This is a genomic window from Microbacterium resistens NBRC 103078, from assembly GCF_001552355.1.
In the GTDB taxonomy this organism is placed as follows: domain Bacteria; phylum Actinomycetota; class Actinomycetes; order Actinomycetales; family Microbacteriaceae; genus Microbacterium; species Microbacterium resistens.
In genome coordinates, this window is sequence record NZ_BCRA01000023.1 from 15,640 (window position 1) to 35,674 (window position 20,035).

25 protein-coding genes are annotated in these 20,035 nt (G+C 70.5%); 8 read left to right on the forward strand and 17 right to left on the reverse strand.

Going from position 1 to position 20,035, the window contains the following annotated elements; genetic code table 11:
• Positions 1–52: 52 nt before the first annotated feature.
• From MR1_RS20495 to MR1_RS05010, 10 genes are all read right to left on the reverse strand, one after another.
• A complete protein-coding gene (locus MR1_RS20495; protein ID WP_255218094.1) occupies positions 53–520 on the reverse strand; it encodes a regulatory protein RecX in 468 nt (155 codons plus the stop codon).
• A 320-nt stretch (positions 521–840) separates the two neighbouring features.
• Positions 841–1,893 carry a recombinase RecA gene (recA, locus tag MR1_RS04970; protein ID WP_067243572.1) on the reverse strand — a complete coding sequence of 351 codons (1,053 nt, stop codon included), beginning with the start codon at positions 1,891–1,893 and terminating at the stop codon, positions 841–843.
• Positions 1,894–2,165: 272 nt separating this feature from the next.
• The gene (locus MR1_RS04975) at positions 2,166–2,390 is read right to left on the reverse strand and encodes a DUF3046 domain-containing protein (protein WP_067243652.1); all 225 of its coding nucleotides are present in this window, start codon (positions 2,388–2,390) and stop codon (positions 2,166–2,168) included.
• A gap of 40 nt (positions 2,391–2,430) precedes the next feature.
• Positions 2,431–2,739, reverse strand: coding sequence for a helix-turn-helix domain-containing protein (locus tag MR1_RS04980; protein WP_025103227.1), 309 nt, complete (start codon positions 2,737–2,739; stop codon positions 2,431–2,433).
• Positions 2,740–2,883: 144 nt separating this feature from the next.
• Positions 2,884–3,372 carry a CinA family protein gene (locus MR1_RS04985; RefSeq protein WP_067243573.1) on the reverse strand — a complete coding sequence of 163 codons (489 nt, stop codon included), beginning with the start codon at positions 3,370–3,372 and terminating at the stop codon, positions 2,884–2,886.
• Positions 3,369–3,953, reverse strand: a complete 585-nt coding sequence (gene pgsA, locus MR1_RS04990; protein ID WP_067243574.1) for a CDP-diacylglycerol--glycerol-3-phosphate 3-phosphatidyltransferase — start codon at positions 3,951–3,953, stop codon at positions 3,369–3,371. The genes MR1_RS04985 and pgsA overlap by 4 nt, the downstream gene beginning before the upstream one ends.
• Positions 3,953–6,739, reverse strand: a complete 2,787-nt coding sequence (locus MR1_RS04995) for an FtsK/SpoIIIE family DNA translocase (RefSeq protein ID WP_067243576.1) — start codon at positions 6,737–6,739, stop codon at positions 3,953–3,955. The genes pgsA and MR1_RS04995 overlap by 1 nt, the downstream gene beginning before the upstream one ends.
• A gap of 83 nt (positions 6,740–6,822) precedes the next feature.
• The gene (locus MR1_RS05000; RefSeq protein ID WP_067243578.1) at positions 6,823–8,499 is read right to left on the reverse strand and encodes a ribonuclease J; all 1,677 of its coding nucleotides are present in this window, start codon (positions 8,497–8,499) and stop codon (positions 6,823–6,825) included.
• A 106-nt stretch (positions 8,500–8,605) separates the two neighbouring features.
• A complete protein-coding gene (gene dapA, locus MR1_RS05005) occupies positions 8,606–9,583 on the reverse strand; it encodes a 4-hydroxy-tetrahydrodipicolinate synthase (RefSeq protein WP_067243580.1) in 978 nt (325 codons plus the stop codon).
• A 28-nt stretch (positions 9,584–9,611) separates the two neighbouring features.
• Positions 9,612–10,046, reverse strand: coding sequence for an EF-Tu/IF-2/RF-3 family GTPase (locus tag MR1_RS05010; protein WP_067243583.1), 435 nt, complete (start codon positions 10,044–10,046; stop codon positions 9,612–9,614).
• A 43-nt stretch (positions 10,047–10,089) separates the two neighbouring features.
• Between MR1_RS05010 and MR1_RS05015 the strand changes: the two genes are divergently transcribed.
• Entirely contained in the window at positions 10,090–10,629 is a 540-nt protein-coding gene (locus MR1_RS05015) for an NUDIX domain-containing protein (RefSeq protein WP_067243585.1), read from the forward strand.
• Positions 10,630–10,651: 22 nt separating this feature from the next.
• Here MR1_RS05015 and MR1_RS05020 read toward each other — a convergent pair whose 3' ends face one another.
• The 3 genes from MR1_RS05020 to MR1_RS05030 are packed head-to-tail and all read right to left on the reverse strand — an operon-like array spanning position 10,652 to position 12,695.
• A complete protein-coding gene (locus tag MR1_RS05020; RefSeq protein ID WP_067243587.1) occupies positions 10,652–11,413 on the reverse strand; it encodes an SDR family NAD(P)-dependent oxidoreductase in 762 nt (253 codons plus the stop codon).
• Complete coding sequence (locus MR1_RS05025) at positions 11,413–11,889, reverse strand: dihydrofolate reductase (protein ID WP_067243589.1); 477 nt, start codon at positions 11,887–11,889, stop codon at positions 11,413–11,415. Before MR1_RS05025 ends, MR1_RS05020 begins: the two co-directional genes overlap by 1 nt.
• Entirely contained in the window at positions 11,886–12,695 is an 810-nt protein-coding gene (locus MR1_RS05030) for a thymidylate synthase (protein ID WP_067243591.1), read from the reverse strand. The genes MR1_RS05025 and MR1_RS05030 overlap by 4 nt, the downstream gene beginning before the upstream one ends.
• Positions 12,696–12,819: 124 nt before the next feature.
• On the opposite strand from MR1_RS05030, the gene MR1_RS05035 reads away from it, so the two are divergent.
• Genes MR1_RS05035 through MR1_RS05045 form a run of 3 tightly spaced genes read left to right on the forward strand, consistent with a single transcriptional unit; the run spans position 12,820 to position 14,315 of the window.
• On the forward strand, positions 12,820–13,281 hold the full coding sequence (locus MR1_RS05035) for a TlpA family protein disulfide reductase (protein ID WP_067243654.1): 462 nt from the start codon (positions 12,820–12,822) through the stop codon (positions 13,279–13,281).
• Positions 13,278–13,844, forward strand: a complete 567-nt coding sequence (locus MR1_RS05040; protein WP_067243593.1) for a DUF4395 domain-containing protein — start codon at positions 13,278–13,280, stop codon at positions 13,842–13,844. The genes MR1_RS05035 and MR1_RS05040 overlap by 4 nt, the downstream gene beginning before the upstream one ends.
• 45 nt (positions 13,845–13,889) lie before the next feature.
• Positions 13,890–14,315 (forward strand): OsmC family peroxiredoxin, encoded by a 426-nt coding sequence (locus tag MR1_RS05045; protein ID WP_067243596.1) that lies wholly within the window; start codon positions 13,890–13,892, stop codon positions 14,313–14,315.
• A gap of 84 nt (positions 14,316–14,399) precedes the next feature.
• On the opposite strand, the gene MR1_RS05050 is transcribed toward MR1_RS05045, so the two are convergent.
• Together MR1_RS05050 and MR1_RS05055 are read right to left on the reverse strand one after the other, a co-directional pair.
• The gene (locus MR1_RS05050; RefSeq protein WP_067243598.1) at positions 14,400–14,843 is read right to left on the reverse strand and encodes a hypothetical protein; all 444 of its coding nucleotides are present in this window, start codon (positions 14,841–14,843) and stop codon (positions 14,400–14,402) included.
• Positions 14,844–14,905: 62 nt separating this feature from the next.
• Positions 14,906–15,559, reverse strand: a complete 654-nt coding sequence (locus MR1_RS05055; protein WP_067243600.1) for a GntR family transcriptional regulator — start codon at positions 15,557–15,559, stop codon at positions 14,906–14,908.
• Between the two features lie 181 nt (positions 15,560–15,740).
• Between MR1_RS05055 and MR1_RS05060 the strand changes: the two genes are divergently transcribed.
• Both MR1_RS05060 and MR1_RS05065 read left to right on the forward strand, forming a co-directional pair.
• Positions 15,741–16,436 carry an HpcH/HpaI aldolase family protein gene (locus tag MR1_RS05060; RefSeq protein ID WP_255218095.1) on the forward strand — a complete coding sequence of 232 codons (696 nt, stop codon included), beginning with the start codon at positions 15,741–15,743 and terminating at the stop codon, positions 16,434–16,436.
• The gene (locus tag MR1_RS05065) at positions 16,433–17,404 is read left to right on the forward strand and encodes a C-terminal binding protein (protein WP_067243605.1); all 972 of its coding nucleotides are present in this window, start codon (positions 16,433–16,435) and stop codon (positions 17,402–17,404) included. Before MR1_RS05060 ends, MR1_RS05065 begins: the two co-directional genes overlap by 4 nt.
• 40 nt (positions 17,405–17,444) lie before the next feature.
• Here the strand turns inward: MR1_RS05065 and dapB are convergent, their stop codons facing one another.
• The gene (dapB, locus tag MR1_RS05070) at positions 17,445–18,191 is read right to left on the reverse strand and encodes a 4-hydroxy-tetrahydrodipicolinate reductase (RefSeq protein ID WP_067243608.1); all 747 of its coding nucleotides are present in this window, start codon (positions 18,189–18,191) and stop codon (positions 17,445–17,447) included.
• A 61-nt stretch (positions 18,192–18,252) separates the two neighbouring features.
• On the opposite strand from dapB, the gene MR1_RS05075 reads away from it, so the two are divergent.
• Together MR1_RS05075 and MR1_RS05080 are read left to right on the forward strand one after the other, a co-directional pair.
• The gene (locus MR1_RS05075) at positions 18,253–18,729 is read left to right on the forward strand and encodes a GNAT family N-acetyltransferase (protein WP_067243611.1); all 477 of its coding nucleotides are present in this window, start codon (positions 18,253–18,255) and stop codon (positions 18,727–18,729) included.
• Positions 18,719–19,360, forward strand: a complete 642-nt coding sequence (locus MR1_RS05080) for a class I SAM-dependent DNA methyltransferase (RefSeq protein ID WP_067243613.1) — start codon at positions 18,719–18,721, stop codon at positions 19,358–19,360. Before MR1_RS05075 ends, MR1_RS05080 begins: the two co-directional genes overlap by 11 nt.
• 34 nt (positions 19,361–19,394) lie before the next feature.
• Here the strand turns inward: MR1_RS05080 and MR1_RS05085 are convergent, their stop codons facing one another.
• Entirely contained in the window at positions 19,395–19,997 is a 603-nt protein-coding gene (locus MR1_RS05085; RefSeq protein ID WP_067243616.1) for a histidine phosphatase family protein, read from the reverse strand.
• Between the last annotated feature and the right edge of the window lie 38 nt (positions 19,998–20,035).

Genomic DNA, 20,035 nt, shown 5'->3' on the forward strand with positions numbered 1-20,035 from the left:
CCGGACCGATGTACCGCCGCCCGGCCCCGCGGGCGTCCGATGCTCGACGGCGTCAGTCGGAGTCCTCGAAGCGGACGCGCCCGCGTGCTCCCGAGGAGCGGGTGTTCTCCCGCAGTGCCGTCCTGGCCGCCGTCATCGCGACACCGCCGCCGTAGCCACGCCGCGCGAGCTGCCCGACCAGGCGCCGCACCGCGGTGTCCTCGTCGTATCGCGCGAGCGATGCGGCCTTGCTCCGGGCGAACTCCAGCGCGCGATCGGCGTCGTCGTCCTCGAGCTCGGCCAGCGCCGCATCAGCGGTCTCCCGAGGGATGCCGCGTTGCTGGAGGGTTCGACCGATCGCGACGCGTCCCTGCCCCTTGCGCTGGGACCCCGCGGTCACGAGGTACTCCGCCAGCGCCGCATCGTTGAGGTAGCCGCGCTCTTCGAACTCGGCGATCACATCCGCCGCGTCGTCCGCCGGAACACCCTGCTCACGCAGTGCCTCCCGTGCTTCCCGGCTGGAGAGTTGCTTGGTCCTCAACCGGCGCACGAGGTACTCGGTCGCCTCTTCGATCCCCGGTCCAGCCTCGTCGGTCGCATCTCTCCGGGAGAAGCGGCCCGCCCGCTCGTCCGCGGCGAGCGGCCGCGGCGACTCCCCCGACGTCGACCGACGAGACGGATGCGCGGGGTGTCGCGAGCTCGGTGCCCTCTGCGGCTCCTCCGCCGTCGCCGCGTTCGGTCGGCGGGAGCCGAACAACGGGATGACGGGAGCGAGCCGGTCGTCCTCCGATGGCCCGCCCCCGCTATGCATGGCCCACCGCACTCATCGAGTCGCGTCGAGACATGGTCATCGCCTCCGGATCAGGCGGGACGCCGCTGCGCCAGCTCGTCCGCGGGCGCGGCCTCCGGAGCCGCTGCCCCGCCGACGCCCAGCTTCTGCTTGATCTGCGTCTCGATCGCGGCGGCGATGTCCGGGTTGTTGATCAGGAAGTTCCGGGCGTTCTCCTTGCCCTGCCCGAGCTGATCGCCGTCGTACGTGTACCAGGCCCCGGACTTCTTCACGATGCCGTGGTCCACCCCGAAATCGATGAGGCTGCCCTCGCGCGAGATGCCCGTGCCGTACAGGATGTCGAACTCGGCCTGCTTGAACGGCGGGGCCATCTTGTTCTTCACGACCTTCACGCGGGTCCGGTTCCCGACCGCCTCGCTGCCGTCCTTCAGCGTCTCGATCCGGCGGATGTCCAGACGTACCGAGGCGTAGAACTTCAGCGCCTTACCACCCGCGGTGGTCTCCGGCGAGCCGAAGAAGACGCCGATCTTCTCGCGGAGCTGGTTGATGAAGATCGCCGTGGTCTTCGTCTGGTTCAGGCCACCGGTGAGCTTGCGCAGCGCCTGCGACATCAGGCGAGCCTGCAGACCCACGTGGGAGTCGCCCATCTCGCCCTCGATCTCGGCCCGGGGAACCAGGGCCGCGACCGAGTCGATGACGACGAGGTCGATCGCGCCGGAGCGGATCAGCATGTCGGCGATCTCCAGCGCCTGCTCGCCCGTGTCGGGCTGGGAGACGAGCAGCTGGTCGATGTCGACGCCGAGCTTCTTGGCGTACTCGGGGTCGAGCGCGTGCTCCGCATCGACGAACGCCGCGATGCCTCCGGCGCGCTGGACGTTGGCGATCGCGTGCAGCGTCAGAGTGGTCTTACCGGAGGACTCCGGTCCGTAGATCTCGATGATGCGGCCGCGCGGCAGTCCGCCGACGCCGAGGGCGACGTCGAGGGCGATGGAGCCGGTCGGGATGACCTCGACGGGAGCACGCTCGTCGCTGCCCAGTCGCATGACCGAACCCTTGCCGAACTGCTTGTCGATCTGAGCGAGGGCCGACTCGAGGGCCCGTTCGCGGTCTGCGGGTGATGGCATGGGATGCTCCTTCTTGCTCGCGTACTGCCGCCTGTAGGCTGTCGCGGCCGCCCCGGCTGGGGCGACTCTCCGACAAGGCGCATGACCTCTTCGGTCCGTCTGCCACGGTATGCGGGGCCACCGACATTCGCGTCGGCTCCGGGACCATCCGTGGACAACGACACCTCGTTGTCATCTGTGCAGAACGATACCCGTTTCTCGAACACAGCTTCGATGACACGCCGACGATCGACTGCCGTGTCATCGAACACGCCGAGAACGCGACGAGGGCGTCAGGAGCGCTTCGGCTCCTGACGCCCTGCTCCGTAGCGGCGGTGCGCCGGAACGTCCGTCTCCTCGCACAGTGCAAGCCAGATCTCCCGCGGCGGGACGCCGGCCGCGAGCGCTTCGGACGCCGTGCGCGTGCCGAGGGTGGTCAGGACCAAGTCGTCCAGCAACGCCGTCGCCCGGGCTCCGAACTCACCGTCGACGGCGCGGAGGAATTCGCTTCTTCGCACGCGGAGGGGCTCCACGCGTCGATACGCCGACCCCGAGGGGTCAGCGCAGCGACAGCTCCGGCTCGACCGAGGCCACGAGGTCGTCCGGAACGACGTCCGGGAAGACCTGGATGCCCTCGAGCACCGAGATGCGGTCCCCCACCTCGCGCATGATCGTCGAGATGGGCACGTCGAGCGCCTCGGCCACGGAGGCGAGGATCTCGCTCGACGCCTCCTTCTGACCGCGCTCGACCTCGCTGAGGTAACCGAGGGCGACCGAGGCCTTGCTCGCGACCTGGCGCAGCGTGCGACCCTTCTGCAGTCGGAAGTCCCGCAGCACGTCGCCGATCTCCTGTCGTACAAGGATCATCGGAACCCCCTCTCCTCAAGGCCCGTGTCGGATCTCGCGTCCGAACGGATCGTCAGTCTAACCCGACCTGTTGTCATCGAATCTACTTTTTCATCCTGTGCTTTGAATGTGAGCACACAGGACTCAACTTCGGTGACGTCGCTCTTATTCCACGCTTCCGGAAAGGACGCCGGAGACGACCGCGATCGCCGCCTCGACGCTCGCCGTGCGGATCGTGGCCCGGTCGCCGTCGAACCGGAACGCCCGGCTCGTCGACCGCTCGCCGATGCTCACGCCGATGTGCACGGTCCCCACGGGCTGCCCGCCCTGCGGCGTGGGCCCGGCGACGCCGGTCGTCGAGACGCCGACATCCGCCGCGCGGCCGTCGACGGCCAGCGCCGAACGCACCCCGTCGGCCATCTGTCGCGCCACCTCGGGGTGCACCGGCCCGTGAGCGGCGAGGAGCGCTGCGTCGACGCCGAGGACGCTGTGCTTGATCGGAGTCGCGTAGGCGACCACTCCTCCGCGGAGGACATCGGAGGCGCCGGGGACCGACACGAGCTCGGCGCAGAGCGCTCCGCCGGTCAGCGACTCCGCGACGGCCACGGTCCACCCGCGCCGCCGAAGCTCCGCCAGCAGCGCCTCGGTGCTCATTCCCCGGTCCGCCCGCTCCGCGCGCCGCGCACCTGGGCCACGACGTAGTCGATGCCGCTGGCCACCGTCAGCACCAGCACCACGACCATGAGGATCATGGTGACCACCGTCCACGGCGTCATCCCGACGAGCACGTGGAGCGGCAGCAGCGCCCATCCGAGAGCGACGCCCTGGACGGCCGTCTTGACCTTGCCCATCCACGCCGCCGCGACGACGTGCTCCTTGGCGATCACCAGACGGTGGACCGTGATCCCCCACTCCCGCACCAGGATGACCACGACGATCCACCAGGGCACCTCGCCGAGGACCGCGAGCCCGAGGAATCCCGCACCGGTCAGCAGCTTGTCCGCGATGGGGTCCCAGAGCTTTCCGAAGTCGCTGACGATGTCGTACTTGCGCGCCAGGTACCCGTCGACCCAGTCCGTCGAGATCGCCAGGATGAACAGCGCGCCGGCGATCCACCGGAGGACGAGGTCGTGAAGGCCCGCCGTGCCGCCCATCAGCAGGAGCACGAAAAACACGACGGCGAGCGGGATGCGCGCCACCGTGATCGCGTTGGGCAGCTGCCGCGGGATGGCCATCAGTCGCGTCCCGTCAGGCCCCAGGCGTCCTCGTCGCCTTCCGACTCCACCACCGGGAGGTCGCGATACTGCTCCTCCAGAGGATCGGCCCCGTACGGGTCGTCCGCCGCCGGTGCTCCCGCCGCAGGCGCCGACGCGGGCGCCGACGGCGCGGCGGGCGGCTCGTCGCCTCGGAGCCGGGCGAGGACGCCGGGAAGCTGCTCGGCCGTGACGAGGACGTCGCGCGCCTTGGAGCCCTCGGAGGGGCCGACGATCTCGCGCGATTCGAGAAGATCCATGAGGCGGCCGGCCTTCGCGAAACCGACGCGCAGCTTGCGCTGCAGCATGGACGTGGAGCCGAACTGCGTCGACACGACGAGCTCGGCGGCCGCGAGGAGAAGCTCGAGGTCGTCGCCGATGTCCTCGTCGACCTCCTTCTTCTTCGTCTCGATGGCCTCCTGGACGTCCGGACGGTACTCCGGGCGGGCCTGGCCGGTGACGTGCTTGACCACGGCGTCGATCTCGCTCTCCTCGACCCACGCCCCCTGGAGGCGGAAGGGCTTCGAGGACCCCATCGGGGAGAACAGGGCGTCGCCCTGTCCGATGAGCTTGTCCGCGCCCGGGGCATCGAGGATCACGCGGCTGTCGGTGACGCTCGTCACCGCGAAGGCGAGCCGCGACGGGACGTTGGCCTTGATCAGACCGGTGACGACGTCGACGCTCGGCCGCTGCGTCGCCAGCACCAGGTGGATGCCCGATGCACGCGCGAGCTGGGTGATGCGGACGATGGAGTCCTCGACGTCGCGCGGGGCGACCATCATGAGGTCCGCCAGCTCGTCGACGACGACGAGCAGGTACGGATACGGCTTGAGGACCCGCTCGCTGCCGGGCGGCACCTCGACCTCCCCCGCACGCACGGCGCGGTTGAAGTCGTCGATGTGGCGGAACCCGAACGACGCGAGGTCGTCGTACCGCATGTCCATCTCCTTCACGACCCACTGCAGCGCCTCGGCCGCCTTCTTCGGGTTCGTGATGATGGGTGTGATCAGGTGCGGGACGCCCGCGTAGCTGGTGAGCTCGACCCGCTTCGGGTCGATCAGGACCATCCGCACGTCCGACGGGCGGGCGCGCATCAGCAGGCTCGTGATCATCGAGTTCACGAAGCTGGACTTGCCCGAACCGGTGGAGCCGGCCACCAGCAGGTGCGGCATCTTCGCGAGGTTGGCGACGACGAAGTTGCCGCCGACGTCCTTGCCGACGCCGATGGTCAGCGGGTGCGTGCTCTTCTGCGCGGCCGTGGAGCGCAGGACGTCGCCGAGGGACACCGTCTCGCGGTCCGCGTTGGGGATCTCGATGCCGATCGCGCTCTTGCCGGGGATCGGCGACAGGATCCGGACGTCGTTCGACGCCACGGCATAGGCGAAGTTGTTGCTGAGCTGGAGGATCTTCTCGACCTTCACGCCGTGGCCGACCTCGACCTCGTACTGCGTGACCGTCGGGCCCCGGGAGAAGCCGGTGACCTTCGCATCGACGTTGAACTGGGTCAGGACGTTGGTGATCTGCTCGACGACGCGATCGTTCGCCTCGGAGCGCGCAACGGCCGGCGGTCCCGCGCTCAGCGTCCCCGGGGACGGCAGCACGTACGGGGCGACCGGGGCCTGCGGGCCGCGTTCGCCGGGACCGTCCGTGCCGAAGCCGTCGAAGCCCGCGAGCTCCGGGTACTCCCCGGTGTCCGATCCGTCGTCGAGCAGGGCCGTGCTCTGCTGCTCGGCGAGCGCGTCGGCCACGGAACGCACGTCCGACAGCACCTCGGTCGCCGCGTCGTATGGGTCGTCGCGGATGACGGCCTGGTCGTAGGCGGGCGTCTGGTCCCCGGCCGTGTCGGTCGTGGGCAGCAGCTCCGTGAGGTCCTGGGAGCCCCGCATCGACGTCGGGACCGTGGGCGTGTCGTCGGGGTCCTCCTCGCGACCGGTCTTGTTCCGGCGCCACCAGGGCAGCGCGTCGTCGTCCTTCGGCCCCTCGACCTCGACGTCCTCGTCGGCAGGGGCGTTCTTCTCCTTCTTCTCCTTCGGCGTCCGCTCCGCGTCGAACATCCAGGCGTACAGGTCGCCCAGACGCGAGCCGATCCGGTTCGGCGGGGTCTTGGTGAGGATGAGGATGCTGAGGGCGGCGAGCAGGCCCAGCACGATGTAGCCGACGACGGGCGACAGCATCGCGAGCGGCTCGGCGACCAGCCAGCCGAACAGTCCGCCGGACTCGCTGAGCGCCGGCATCCCCTGACGCGGGTGCGGACGCGCGCCGGCCACGTGGCAGAAGCCGGCGAGCGCGAGCGTGAACAGGCCGAACCCGATGCCGATGCGGCCGTTGTCGTGCACGGACGAAGGATGACGGAAGAGCCAGCCGGCCAGGAGGATCAGGAGGACCGGCATGACGAACGCGACCCGTCCGACGAGCAGGCCGACCGAGTACGCGCTGATGTTGGACGCGACGTCGTTGCCGATGAAGAACCACTCGTTGACGGCGCCGGCGATCGCGAGCAGCACGAGCAGGAACGGGAAGCCGTCCCGGCGCTGCTCCTTCTCCAGCGCCTCCGGCCCGAAGGCGCGGAAGAGTCCCCCGACGCCGTGGGCCAGCCCGAGCCACGCGCGCACGGCGACGTTGGGCTTGTCGGGCTCGTCGATGTACTTCTTCGGCGCGGCCGCGCTCCGGCGCTTCGGCGCGGAGGCCGAGGCCGAACCGGAGCGGGAGCGCGTCGAGGACTTCTCGGACGCCTGTCCGCTCTTGGTCGCACTCGTACTCCTGGGCATGCCTCCACGCTACGGCCGCGGGCCGACATCCGCCCGCAGTGACGCGGGTTTCCCGGGATTTCCGGGCTTCGGCGGAGCCCCGGTCACGCCTCGATGACGAGCGGCACGATCATCGGGCGGCGACGCAGCTTCTGGTTGACCCAGCGGCCGATCGTGCGACGGACGACCTGCGAGAGGGCGTGCGTGTCGCGCACGCCGTTGCCCGACGCCTCCTTCAGGGCGGCGACGATCTTCGGAGCCACGTCGTCGAACACCGCGTCGTCCTCGGCGACGCCGCGGGCATGGATCTCGGGGCCCGAGATGATCCGCCCGGTCGCGGAGTCCACGACCACGATGACCGAGACGAACCCCTCCTCGCCGAGGATCCGCCGGTCCTTGAGGTCCGCGTCGGTGATCTCGCCGACCGTCGAGCCGTCCACGTACACGAAGCCGAGGTCGAGCTGGCCGGCCACACGAGCGACGCCGTCCGCGAGGTCGATCACGGTGCCGTTGGCGGCGATGATCGTGCGCTCCTCGGGGATCCCGGTGTCCTGCGCGAGCTTGGCGTTCGCGATCAGGTGGCGGTACTCCCCGTGCACGGGAAGGACGTTCCCGGGCTTCAGGATGTTGTAGCAGTAGAGCAGCTCGCCCGCCGCGGCGTGCCCCGAGACGTGCACGCGCGCGTTCGCCTTGTGGACGACGTTCGCGCCGAGCTTCGTCAGCCCGTCGATGACGCGATAGACCGCGTTCTCATTGCCGGGGATCAGGCTGGACGCCAGGATCACCGTGTCGCCCTCGCCCGGCTCGATCGCGTGGTCGAGGTTCGCCATGCGGCTGAGCACGGCCATGGGCTCGCCCTGCGACCCGGTCGACATGTAGACGATCCGGTCGTCCGGCAGGTCGCGCGCCTTCTTGTAGTCGATGAGGACGCCGTCGGGCACCTTGAGGTAGCCGAGCTGCTCGGCGATCGTCATGTTGCGCACCATGCTGCGCCCGAGGAACGCGACGCGGCGGCCGTGGGCGTGGGCCGCGTCGATCACCTGCTGCACCCGGTGGACGTGGCTGGAGAAGCTGGCGACGATGACCCGGCGCGGCGCCTTGCCGATCACCTGGTCGAGCACCGGTCCGATCGAACGCTCCGTCGGCGTGAAGCCCGGCACGTCCGCGTTCGTCGAGTCGACGAGGAACAGGTCCACGCCCTCCTCGCCCAGACGCGCGAAGGCGCGCAGGTCCGTGATGCGGCCGTCCAGCGGGAGCTGGTCCATCTTGAAGTCGCCGGTCGCGAGCACCATGCCCGCGGGCGTGCGGATGGCCACGGCCAGAGCGTCCGGGATCGAGTGGTTCACCGCGACGAACTCGAGGTCGAAGGGACCGACCCGCTCCTCCTGCCCTTCCTGGACGGTCAGGGTGAAGGGCTTGATCCGATGCTCCTTCAGCTTGGCCTCGACCAGTGCGAGGGTCAGCCCGGAGCCGATCAGCGGGATGTCGTTCTTCAGGCGGAGGAGGTAGGGCACCGCTCCGATGTGGTCCTCGTGGCCGTGGGTGAGGACGACGCCGACGATGTCGTCCAGGCGGTCCTTGATCGGCTCGAAGTCGGGCAGGATCAGGTCGACGCCGGGCTGGTGCTCCTCGGGGAACAGCACGCCGCAGTCGACGACGAGGATCTTGCCGTCGAACTCGAAGATGGTCATGTTGCGACCGACCTCGCCCAGCCCGCCGAGCGGGGTGACCCGGAGGGTTCCGGCGGCGAGCGGGGCAGGATCTGCCAGGGGAATGGACATGCGGTCTCCTCAGTCGGACACCCGTGTGCCCGTTCGTTGCCTTGCGCCCCGCCGGGCCCGCCGCCGTGCCGCCCGAGCGGGCGGCACCGCGCGAGCCGCGCAGGGGCTATCGAGTTGTGCCGTGCACCTTGGGCAGGGCGCCGCCGGCGGCGGCGTTGCGGTCGGGACGGAAGTCGGAGAAGTCGGCGCCGGGCACGTCGGAGACCAGGGCCAGCTCGTCCTCGATGATCGCGGCCTCCCACTCCTCCGGGCCGACCAGGGGAAGGCGGACACGCGGGCTGCCGATGCGACCGAGACCGTGCAGCACGTACTTGGCGGCGACGGTGCCGGGGACGTGCGTCATCACCGCGCGCACGAGCGGCTCCAGCCGACGGTGCTCGGCGGTCGCGGCGGCGAGGTCGCCGCGGTTGACCGCGTCGACGATCGTCCGGTACGGCGCCGAGGTGATGTTGGCGGTCACGCCGATCAGGCCCGTGGCACCGATCGACAGGTGCGGGAGGACGTTCGCGTCGTCCCCGGAGAAGTACATCAGGTCGGTCTGGTTGAGCACCCGGCTGACCTCGGAGAAGTCGCCCTTCGCGTCCTTGACCGCCAGGATGTTGGGGTGCTTGGCGAGCCGGAGGATCGTCTCGTACCTGATGGGCACCCCGGTGCGGCCCGGGATGTCGTAGAGGATCACCGGCAGGTCGGTGGCGTCGGCCACCAGACGGAAGTGCGTGAGGATGCCGGCCTGGGTCGGCTTGTTGTAGTACGGCGTCACGATCATGATGCCGTCGGCCCCGGCCTTCTCGCTGGCCTTGTAGAGCTCGATCGCGTGCGCGGTCTCGTTGGACCCGCCGCCGGTGATGATCTTCGCGCGACCGGCGGAGACGTCCTTGCCGACCTCGACGAGACGGAGCTTCTCGGCGTCCGTGAGCGTGGAGGTCTCGCCGGTGGTCCCAGTGACGACGATGCCGTCCGCACCGTCCGAGATGACGCGGTCGATGTGCTTCTCGACGGCGGGCCAGTCGACCTCGCCGTCGGCCGTCATCGGGGTGATGAGGGCGACGAGCACCTGTCCGAAGGGATTGGGAGCGTGCGTCATGCTCTCAGCGTATCGGTTCGCCCGAGGCTCACGCAGACGGGGACGACGCCCGGATCACGTCGCCGCGCTCGACGGCGGGCCTGCCGCGGAGGAGGATCCCGGCGTTCGTGCCGGCCCCGACCTCGGTCGCCTTCTTGCGGAACATCTCGATCCCGGTCACGCGCGACGCCGCGACCGGAGCGCCGCCACGGAGGATCTCGACGTCCTGATCGACCCGCATCGTGCCGGAGAGGACCGTGCCCGTCGCCACGATGCCGCGACCGGTGATGGTGAAGACGTCCTCCACCCGGAACTCGCCGGCTCCGGAGCCGGTGTCGAGCGTGACCGGCACCGTCGGTTCCGGGGCCGCGGCGTCCGCGGGGTTCGTCAGGGCCGTCAGGCGGGCGGCCTCGGCTTCGTTGTAGCGGCGCAGCGTCTCGCCCGCGTCGTCGCGGTCCCGCTTCTTCTTCCCGAACCAGCCCATCCTCCGATCCTACGGGCGCACCACCGCCCCCTAGGCTCGCTGCATGGCCTGGCAGACCCGCAGCACCCGCACCGTCTACGAGAACCCCTGGATCCGTGTCCGCGAGGACGAGATCGTCGGGCCCGCCGGCGAGGGGATCTACGGCGTCGTGGAGATGCGCCACCCCGCCGTCTTCGTCGTCGCGGTGGACGACCGCGAGCGGGTGTGCCTGGTCCGCCTGGATCGGTACACCACCGGGTCCTCCCTCGAGGTGCCCGCCGGCGGCAGCGACGGCGAGGACCCGCTCGTGGCCGCACGCCGGGAGCTGCTCGAGGAGACGGGGTTGACGGCGTCCGAGTGGACCCATATCGGCTTCATGAACGCGCTCAACGGGATCACGGTCGCCCCGGAGCACGTCTTCCTCGCCCGGGGGCTGGCGCAGGCGCGGACGGACGACGACGCGCAGCGGGAGGAGGGCATCGACGAGGTGTCGTGGGAGCCGTTCGAGGAGGTGCTGGGCATGATCGCCGACGGCCGGATCACCGACGGCGAGACCATCGCGGCGATCGCCTACGCCGGGATCCACCTCGATCGGTTCCGTTGACGGCCGCCAGCGCCGCTCTGCGTCAGACGCGACCCCTCCGGGCGACGCGCGCGGTCACGGAGGCCGGCAGCACCCTGGCGAGGGCGACGATCGCCTTGTAGCGGAGCGACGGGATCGAGACCGCTCTGCCGCGGGCCGCGTCGCGCAGTCCCTCGCGGACCACGTCGCGGGCGTCCAGCCACATCGCCCGGGGCACGCCCTCCTGTCCCGGCGCGAGGCCCATGCGCTCGTGGAAGCTCGTGTGGGTGAATCCGGGGCATACGGCGGTGACCGACACGCGGTCCTCGGCGTACTCGGCGTTCGCCCAGCGGCTGAAGCCGATCAGCCATCCCTTGCAGGCCGAGTAGGTGGAGCGCGAGATGAAGCCCGCGACGGAGGCGACGTTGACGATCCGTCCGCCGCGTCCGCGCATGACGCCCAGGGCCGCATGCATCAGCCGCATGGAGGCCTCCACATGCACGCGCAGGTGGCGGACCTCGTCCGCGATGTCGTTGTCGGCGAACTGCAACGGCAGTCCGAAGCCGGCGTTGTTGACCAGGAGGTCCACCGGGCGCCCGGCGTTCGCGAGCCGGCGCTCCACGCGGGCGAGCTCCCTCGGGACGGACAGGTCGGCGGGGAGGACCTCCACGACGACGCCGTAACGCTCGCGCAGCGGCGCCGCGACCGCGTCGAGGTCGTCACGCGAGCGGGCGACGAGGACCAGATCGGATCCCCGCGCCGCGAGCTGACGCGCGAACTCCGCGCCGAGTCCCGCACTCGCCCCGGTGATCAGCGCGGTCGGCATCAGCGCTCGTACCCGAGGAAGCGGTATCGGATCCCGGTCCGGGAGGTCTGCCACTCCCCCTCGTCGACGAGTCGCCACCCTTGGCGCGACGGCGCGAAGGCGTCGCCCTCCACCACGAGATCGAGCTCGGTGACCTCCAGCCGGTCCGCGCCGCCGATCGCCTGCGCGTAGATCTCCGCGCCGCCGATGATCCAGATCCGGTCGCGGCCACGGGCGGCGTCCGCCAGGTTCGCGACCCGCTGCGCTCCCTCCGCGCTCCAGTCCTGTTGACGGGTGACGACGATGTTCTCCCGCCCGGCGAGCGGCCGGAACCGCTCGGGCAGCGACTCCCAGGTCTTGCGTCCCATGACCACAGGATCCCCGAGCGTGGTCTCCTTGAAGTGCGCCATGTCCTCAGGGACCCGCCACGGCATCCCCCCGGAAGCGCCGATCACGCCGCCTTCCGCCTCGGCCCAGATCAGGCCGACCCAGGTCATACCGCCACCGCCGCGCGGATCGCCGGGTGATGCTCGTACCCCTCGACGACGAAGTCCTCGAAGCGGTAGTCGAAGATCGACTCGGGGGTGCGGGCGAACCGGAGGGTCGGGTACGGATACGGCTCGCGGGTGAGCTGCTCGCGCACCTGCTCGACGTGGTTGTCGTAGATGTGACAGTCGCCGCCCGTCCACACGAAGTCGCCCGGCTGCAGCCCCGTCTGCTGCGCGATCATCAGGGTCAGCAGTGCGTAGGAGGCGATGTTGAACGGCACCCCGAGGAACAGGTCGGCGCTGCGCTGGTAGAGCTGGCAGGACAGGCGCCCGTCCGCGACGTAGAACTGGAACATCGCGTGGCACGGTGCCAGGGCCATGTCCGGGATGTCGGCCGGATTCCACGCGGAGACCAGGAGCCGCCGTGAGTCCGGGTTGTCGCGGATCTGCTGGACGACCTGCTGGATCTGGTCGATGTGTCCGCCGTCGGGCGTCGGCCAGGAGCGCCACTGCACGCCGTACACCGGTCCGAGCTCGCCCTCGGCGTCCGCCCACTCGTCCCAGATCGTCACGCCGTTCTCCTGGAGCCAGCGCACGTTCGAGTCCCCGCGCAGGAACCAGAGCAGCTCGTAGGCGATGGACTTGAAGTGCACCCGCTTCGTGGTGATGAGGGGGAAGCCCTTCGACAGGTCGAAGCGGATCTGCCGGCCGAACGCGCTCGTCGTCCCCGTTCCCGTGCGATCGTCCTTGCGGGTGCCGTGCTCCAGGACGTCCCGGAGCAGGTCTTCGTACGGCGTGGGGATCGCGGCGCTCATGCGCATCACGATACCCGCGCCGGACCGCGACGGGGCCCGTGACGCCCGCTCCGGATCCGTCCGTGCGCGGGTCATCCGGCGTCACATCCGGTCCCGGTCGGCCACGCCGGCGTACCCTCGACGCATGTCCCTCCCGCTCGTCCTCGTCGTCATCGGGGCCCTGCTCGCGGTGACGGTGGCGATCGGTCTGCTCGCACGACGCCGCGACGGACGCCGCAGAGACGTCCGCGGGGATCGTCGCGCCACGGACGCCGCGGAGCTCGCCCCCGGCGGACTCGGCGACCGGGCGACGCTGGTCCAGTTCAGCACCGAGCTCTGCGCGCGGTGCCCGCAGGCGCGCCGCGTGCTCGACGGTGTGGCCGCGCAGCGGGAGGGCGTCGTGCGCACCGAGGTCGACCTGACCCACCGCGCGGATCTCGCCTCCCATCACGGCATCCTGTCGACCCCGACGACGTTCCTGCTCGACCCGGACGGCACGGTGCGCTCCCGCTTCCACGGCGTCCCCCGCCCCGCCGAGGTCCTCGCCGCCATCGACGAGCTGACGCCGGCCCCCGCGCCGACGGCGAAGGAAAGGAGGGCGGCATGACCGTCCCCGACGGCATCGACCCCCGCGGACCGCGCTTCGCCGCCGCGATCACCTCCGCGCTGCTGCTCGTCGCGACCGCGCTGGCCATGGCCGACGCATCAACGCCCGCCGAAGCGTCGTTCGGATGGTTCGCCTACCAGCCCCTCGCCGATGCGACCTTCGTCCCGACGGTTCCGTGGACGGACCGCGCGACCGAGCCCGGCTTCGTCCTCGCGCTCGTCGTGGCGCTCCTGTTCGCCTGGAGCCTGATCTCGCCCCGCACGCAGCCGTGGGCACTGCTGTTCCGCGCCGCCGTCCGTCCGCGGCTGTCTCCCCCGGCCGACCTCGAGGATCCTCGCCCGCCGCGATTCGCCCAGGGGGTGGGGCTCGTCGTCGTGGCCGTCGGTCTGGCGCTGCACCTGCTCGGGGTTCCGTGGGCGCTGCCCGTCGCGACCGCCGCGGCCTTCGTCGCCGCGTTCCTCAACGCCGTCTTCGGGCTCTGCCTCGGCTGCCAGCTGTACCTGCTCCTGCAGCGCGCAGGGGTCCTGGGGCGCCGCACCGGAGGTTCCTCGGCCGCTGCCTGATCGCTAGGCTGACAGCACATCTGTCCCCGAACCGGAGGAACCGTCATGCCTGTCACGAGCGAAGCCGCAGCCACCTGGACCGGAAGCCTCACGGAGGGGTCGGGCACCGTCTCGTTCTCCTCGTCCCACCTCGGCACCTTCCCCCTCGACTGGAAGGCCCGCTCCGAGGGCTCGGAGACCACCACGACCCCCGAGGAGCTGATCGCGGCAGCCCACTCGTCCTGCTTCAGCATGGCCCTGTCGCACGCGCTGGCCGGCAACGGCACGCCTCCGGAGCGCGTGGACACGACCGCGTCGGTCACCTTCAAGCCGGGCACCGGCATCACGGGCAGCCACCTCAACGTCAACGCCTCCGTCCCGGGGCTGGACGCCGAGACGTTCCAGCGCCTCGCCGAGGAGGCCAAGGCCGGCTGCCCGGTGTCCCAGGCACTGTCCGGCATCGAGATCACCCTCGAGGCCACCCTCGCCTGACCTCCCTCATCGAGTGGTCAGTTTCTGTGGGTTCGCGCGTCGCCGACCCACAGAAACTGACCACTCGATGCGAGGGGAGCACGATCAGCGGGCGGAGCGCTCCATCCGGATCGCGGCGCGCACGCTCGCACGGGCCGCCTTGCGGTCGCCCGCCAGATCCTGCACGATGCCGAGACGCAGCCGCGCCCGCCAGTCCTGCGGCGCCGCGGACGCCTCGCTCTCGTACCGCTGCACGAGCCCCGAGGCCTCCGCCTTCACGACCCGTCCGCTGGGCAGCATGTGCACGTCGTCGTCCGGGAGCGTCCCCTCGGCACGCAGCGTACGGGTGAGCCGGTCGGCGGAGAACCCGAACTGGAGCTCGCGCACCAGCGCCCACAGCCCGATCAGCGGCAGCACGACGAGAGCCACGCCCATGAGGACCCCCACCGGCTGCCCCGACACGAAGAGCGCGATCGCCCGCTGCCCGACCAGCACGATGTAGAGCAGGAGGCAGGCGGCCATCAGGGCCACCCCGATGCGGGAGCTCATCCCTCGATTCTAGGCGGGACGCCGCACGTCAGCCGCCGTCGCGACGGAGACCACCGCATAGGTCACGGCGTCTGCGCTGCCTCACTCGCATAGCGGGCGACGAACCGATCGCGCGCCTCGTCCAGGTGCGCTCGGAGCAACTCCTCCCAGACCGGATCGCCTTCCTCGACCGCCCGCAGCAACTCTCGGTGCAGATCCACTGCGCGTGCGGAATCGAACATCGGATGGGGATTCACTTCCATGAGCGTGCGAAGTGTGCGCTCGAAGGCGAGCCAGGCGGAAAGCAGCCGACGCTGGCCGAGCGCGTGCGGGAACGCACGATGGAAAGCCAGGTCCGCGAGCCCGAATGCGGTCCCGTCGGAGCGGGTCGCCGCCCGGTCCATCTGCGCGATCGCCTCGCGGGCCAGCCGTAGGTCCGCACCGGTCCGCGCAGCCCTGGCAAGGGCGTGGCGCTCCAGCAGGAACCTGAGATCGTAGATCTCCTCGATGTCGGCGCCGGTCACCTCCAGAATTCGATAGCTGCGGCCGGAGGCGGCGATGAGGTCGTCCTCGGCGAGCTGAGCGAGCGCGTCACGGACGGGACCGCGACTGGTACCGAACTCCTCGGAAAGCGACTTCTCGATCAACAGGTCGCCCGGGCGCCGCTCTCCGGAGAGGATCTGCCGCCGCAGAACGCGTGCGACCTGATCCCCCAGGGGCTCGTTCCGCAGCGCCATCCCCCGCCCGGGTCCTTGGTGTTTGGCTGCACCCATGGTGTAATCCTCCCACATGGCTAACGGTTAACCGTTAACGGTTAACGCGAGCCCCGCGTCCACGGGAAAGGAACCCGGCATGGCCCACTTCCGTCCATCACTTCTCCATGCGGCCCGCTCCGGACGGCCTTTCTATGGCATGTGGATGATGACAGCCAGCACGGAACTCGCCCGCATGGCCTCGGCAGCCGGCTACGACTACGTGGGGATCGATCTGCAGCACGGCTTCGCACGGATCGGGGATGTCGTGCCCCTGTCCGACGCCATCCGCTCGGGCGGCGGCGCCATGGTCGTCGCCCGCGTCGCGGAGAACGATTTCACGCAGATCGGGGCCGTGGCGGACTCGGGGGTCGAGGCCGTCATCGTCCCGCTCGTGTCCTCAGCGGCCGACGCCGAACGGGCCGTCGCATCGTTGAGATACCCGGATGTCGGCGGGAGGCGCTCGTGGGGCGCGGCCAACGCTCTGATGACGGGAGACCCGACCGGGGGCGACACACGCCCCCTGCTGTTCGCCATGATCGAGACCGCGGAGGGGCTCTCCGCCGTGGACCAGATCGCCGCCGTCGACGGCGTCGATGGGCTCTACGTCGGCCCGAGCGATCTCGCCTTCGCCGTCGGCTCTCAGCCCGGTCCCGAAGGCCCGCGCACCACCGAAGCGATCGCGCTCGTCCTCGACACGGCCCGTCGCCACCGAAGGATCCCGGCGATCCACGCGGGCGACGGCGTGACCGCGCGCCAACGGCGAGACCAGGGCTTCACCTTCGTGACCGCGTCGTTGGACGTCGGCGCGACGCGACGCGCCTTCGTCGCCGACCTCGCTCAAGGAAGGAGCGCGGAATGAGAGCCCGCCGTATCGTCGTCACGGATCACTCTTTCCCCTCGCTGACGCACGAGGAGACCGCTGCCGCCTCGTCAGGAGCGGAGATCGTCGACGGACGGAACGCCACGGCAGAAGACGACGTCGCCGCTGTGACGACCGGTGCCGACGTCGTCCTGCTGACGTTCGCCGAGATCACCGATCGCGTGCTGGCCGGCCTCGCCCCGGATGCCGTCGTGATCCGATACGGCATCGGTGTCGACACAATCGATGTCGATGCCGCGACCCGGCGAGGCATCCGCGTATGCAACGTCCCCGACTACGGCGCCGACACGGTGGCCGATCACACAATCGCCCTCGCCTTGGCCGTCCTCCGCCGTGTGGTCGACTACCATCGCGAGATCACCGGATCACCCGACGGCTGGGTCGGTGCCACCGCTATCGGCGCGATCCCGGCGCTGTCGGACCTCACCTACGGCCTCGTCGGCACCGGACAGATCGGCCGCAAGGTCGCCGCCCGCATCCGCGCCTTCGGCTCGAGCGTCATCGCGTACGACCCCTATGCCGACGCAGGCATCCTCGCCGCCGAGGGCATCCGTCTCGTGGGCATCGAGGAGCTACTCGCCCGCGCCGACGTGATCTCGGTGCATGCCCCGCTCACGCGCGAGACGACGCACCTCATCGATGCCGACGCGATCGCACGGATGAAGAGGACGGCGATCCTCGTGAATACGGCCCGTGGAGCCCTGGTGGACACAGTGGCCGCTGCGGAAGCCGTCTCCTCCGGACGCCTTGGGGGGCTCGGACTCGACGTCTTTGAGAGAGAGCCCTTGGAGCATGGCCACGCGCTTCGAACGGCACCCCGCACCCTCCTCACCCCGCACGCGGCGTTCTACTCCGAGACGTCCCTTCGAAACCTGCAGCGGCTCGCCGCAGAGGAGGCAGGTCGGGCACTGCGCGGCGAGCCGTTGCGCTGCGCAGTGAACGGCTGATCCCACCGTTCCCGGGGCCCGAGGACCGCGATCCGGTCGGTCATGCGCTCGGGACGATCCCCAGGTCGATGATGCGCTCGAGCCCCACGATCACGCCGCGCGCGTCCCGCGCGTACGGGAGGGCGAGCCGGATCCCCGGCGCGTACGCCTCCGCGGAGTCGACCGTGTCATGCCGGATGGTGAGCGATTCGCCGGGGCCGGAGAGGATGACCTGCTGCTCGGCCATCACACCGGGACGCCGCAGGGAGTGGATCGGCACCCCGGCGACCTGCTGCCCGCGGGCACGCTGGTCCACGTGCGGCGCGTCGACGGGACCCTGCCCGGCCCGGGCCTCGGCGATGAGCTCCGCGGTGCGGACGGCGGTGCCGCTCGGGGAGTCGATCTTCGTGTGGCGGTGGGCCTCGATGATCTCCGCCGACCCGAAGAAGGGCGCGGCGATCGCGGCGAGCGCCGAGCCGAGGACCGAGCCCACCGAGAAGTTCGGGATGAACACCGCGCCGGTGCCCGCGGCCTCGACCAGCGGGCGGACCAGCGCGATGCGCTCCTGCGACCAGCCGGAGGTTCCGACGAGCACGTTGACCCCCCGCTCCACGGCGGCACGGACGACATCCACGCTCACCGCCGGAGTGGAGGCGTCGACGACGAGATCCGCCCCGTCGAGCTCGCCGAGATCGCTGCGCGAGGTCAGGACGGCGTGCACGTCGAAGCCGTCCTGCTCGTCGATCACCGAGCGGATGATCGCCCCGAGCTTGCCGGTCCCGCCCACCAGGGCGACGCGCGTGGTCATGTCTCGATTCTATTCAGCGCGGCACGCCGGAGGCCCCCGCCGCGCGGCGTACCGTCGAGGCATGCTCGTGTTCCGTCCTGCTTCCCCCGAGGATCCCGACGCCCAGGAGATCCTGTCCGCGTACTTCGCGATGCGCGCCGCGGAGTTCCCCGGCGGCACGTACTCCCCCGCCACGCCCTCGCCGTCCGCCTTCACCGAGCCCGTCGGGGTGCTGCTGCTCGCGGAGCACGACGGCGGCGTGGTCGGCTGCGGCGGCATCCGCCTGCTGGAGCACCTGGAAGGACGCGTCTACGAGGTCAAGCACGTCTTCCTTCGTCCGGAGACCCGCGGCCGCGGGTGGGGAAGGCACCTGCTCGAGGAGCTGGAACGGCGGGCGCGCGCATGGGAAGCGACCGCGCTGGTCCTCGACACGCACCACACGCTCGCCTCGGCAGGCCACCTCTATCTGCGCACCGGCTTCGTCGAGATCCCGGCGTACAACGACAATCCGAACGCGACGCGGTGGTATCGCAAGGACCTGGTCGGCGATGAGCACTGATCGACACGCGGCCACGCGCGCCTTCTATGACACGGTGGCCGAGGAGTACGCGTCGCTCCTGCCCGACCTCCGATACGAGCGCCCGCTGGAGCAGGCGATGCTCACGGAGTTCGTCGATGCGCTACCCGACGACGACGCCCCGGTGCTCGACGCGGGGTGCGGCACCGGGCGGATGCTCACGCACCTCTCGGCGCAGGGGGTCGCTCCCCTGCACGGCCTCGACCTCTCCCCCGAGATGGTCGCCCACGCCCGCGCCTCGCACCCCGGCCTCCCCGTGGAGGTGGCGGACCTCGCCGCCCTTCCCCTCGACCCGCAGACGACTCGTGGCGTGCTCTGCTGGTACGCGATCATCCACAGCACCCGCGACGAGGTCGGGGCGATCCTGGACGAGTTCGGCCGGGTGCTCCGGCCGGGTGGCGCGCTGCTGCTCGGATTCCAGGCGGGTGCCGGCGAGCGGGTCGTGGACGGACGCGCCTACGGTCATCCGCTCACGCTGCACGGCGTACTGCACGAGCCGACAGAGATCGCACGCATGCTCGGGCAGCGCGGGTTCACGGTGATCGTCACCGCGCACCGCGCCGCACACGGCGAAGAACGCCACGCCCAGGGGTTCGTCCTCGCCCGGCGCTGAGCACGGTCGCCCCCGGCGACCGACGCCGTCCGGCTCAGACCGGAAGCGGATCGGGCATTCCGGTGCGCAGTTCGAACGGCAGGTGGCTGAGGTCGTTGTGGGCGACCAGGCTCCACGGTCGCCCCTGCTTCTGCGAGATGACCGTGAGGCCGCAGTGCGCCTGGTTCAGCGTCATCCAGCGCCACTCCGGGGCTTCGAGCACCTCGCGGACGAGCCAGGAGATGACGAAGTTGTGGGTGATGAGGACCTCGTGGACGTCTCCCTGCTTGCGCACGAGGAACTCGCTCACCGCGTCGCCCATCTGCGCGCGCCCGGCTTCGATCTCCGCCTCCGTGACCGATCCGAAGAACGGCTCGAACGCGGCCGGGGTGTCCTCGGTCATCCCCGTGGGCACGCAGTCGAAGAGCAGCGCGGACGGCTGCGCGGTCACGGCGGGGAGGCGCTCGGCGATCGCGCGCGCGGTCTCGGCCGCCCGCAGCAGCGGCGAATGCCAGACCGCGTCCAGCGGAAGCCCCGAAAGCCGGTCTGCGATCAGCTCGGCCTGCCTCCGCCCGCGGGGCGAAAGGGGTCCGTCATCGACGCCGTGCTCGGCGTCCTGATGTTCACCGTGTCTGACCAGGTAGATGTAATGCGTCACAACCGCTCGCTTCGTCGCCGACGGTTCTGTCGGAGCCC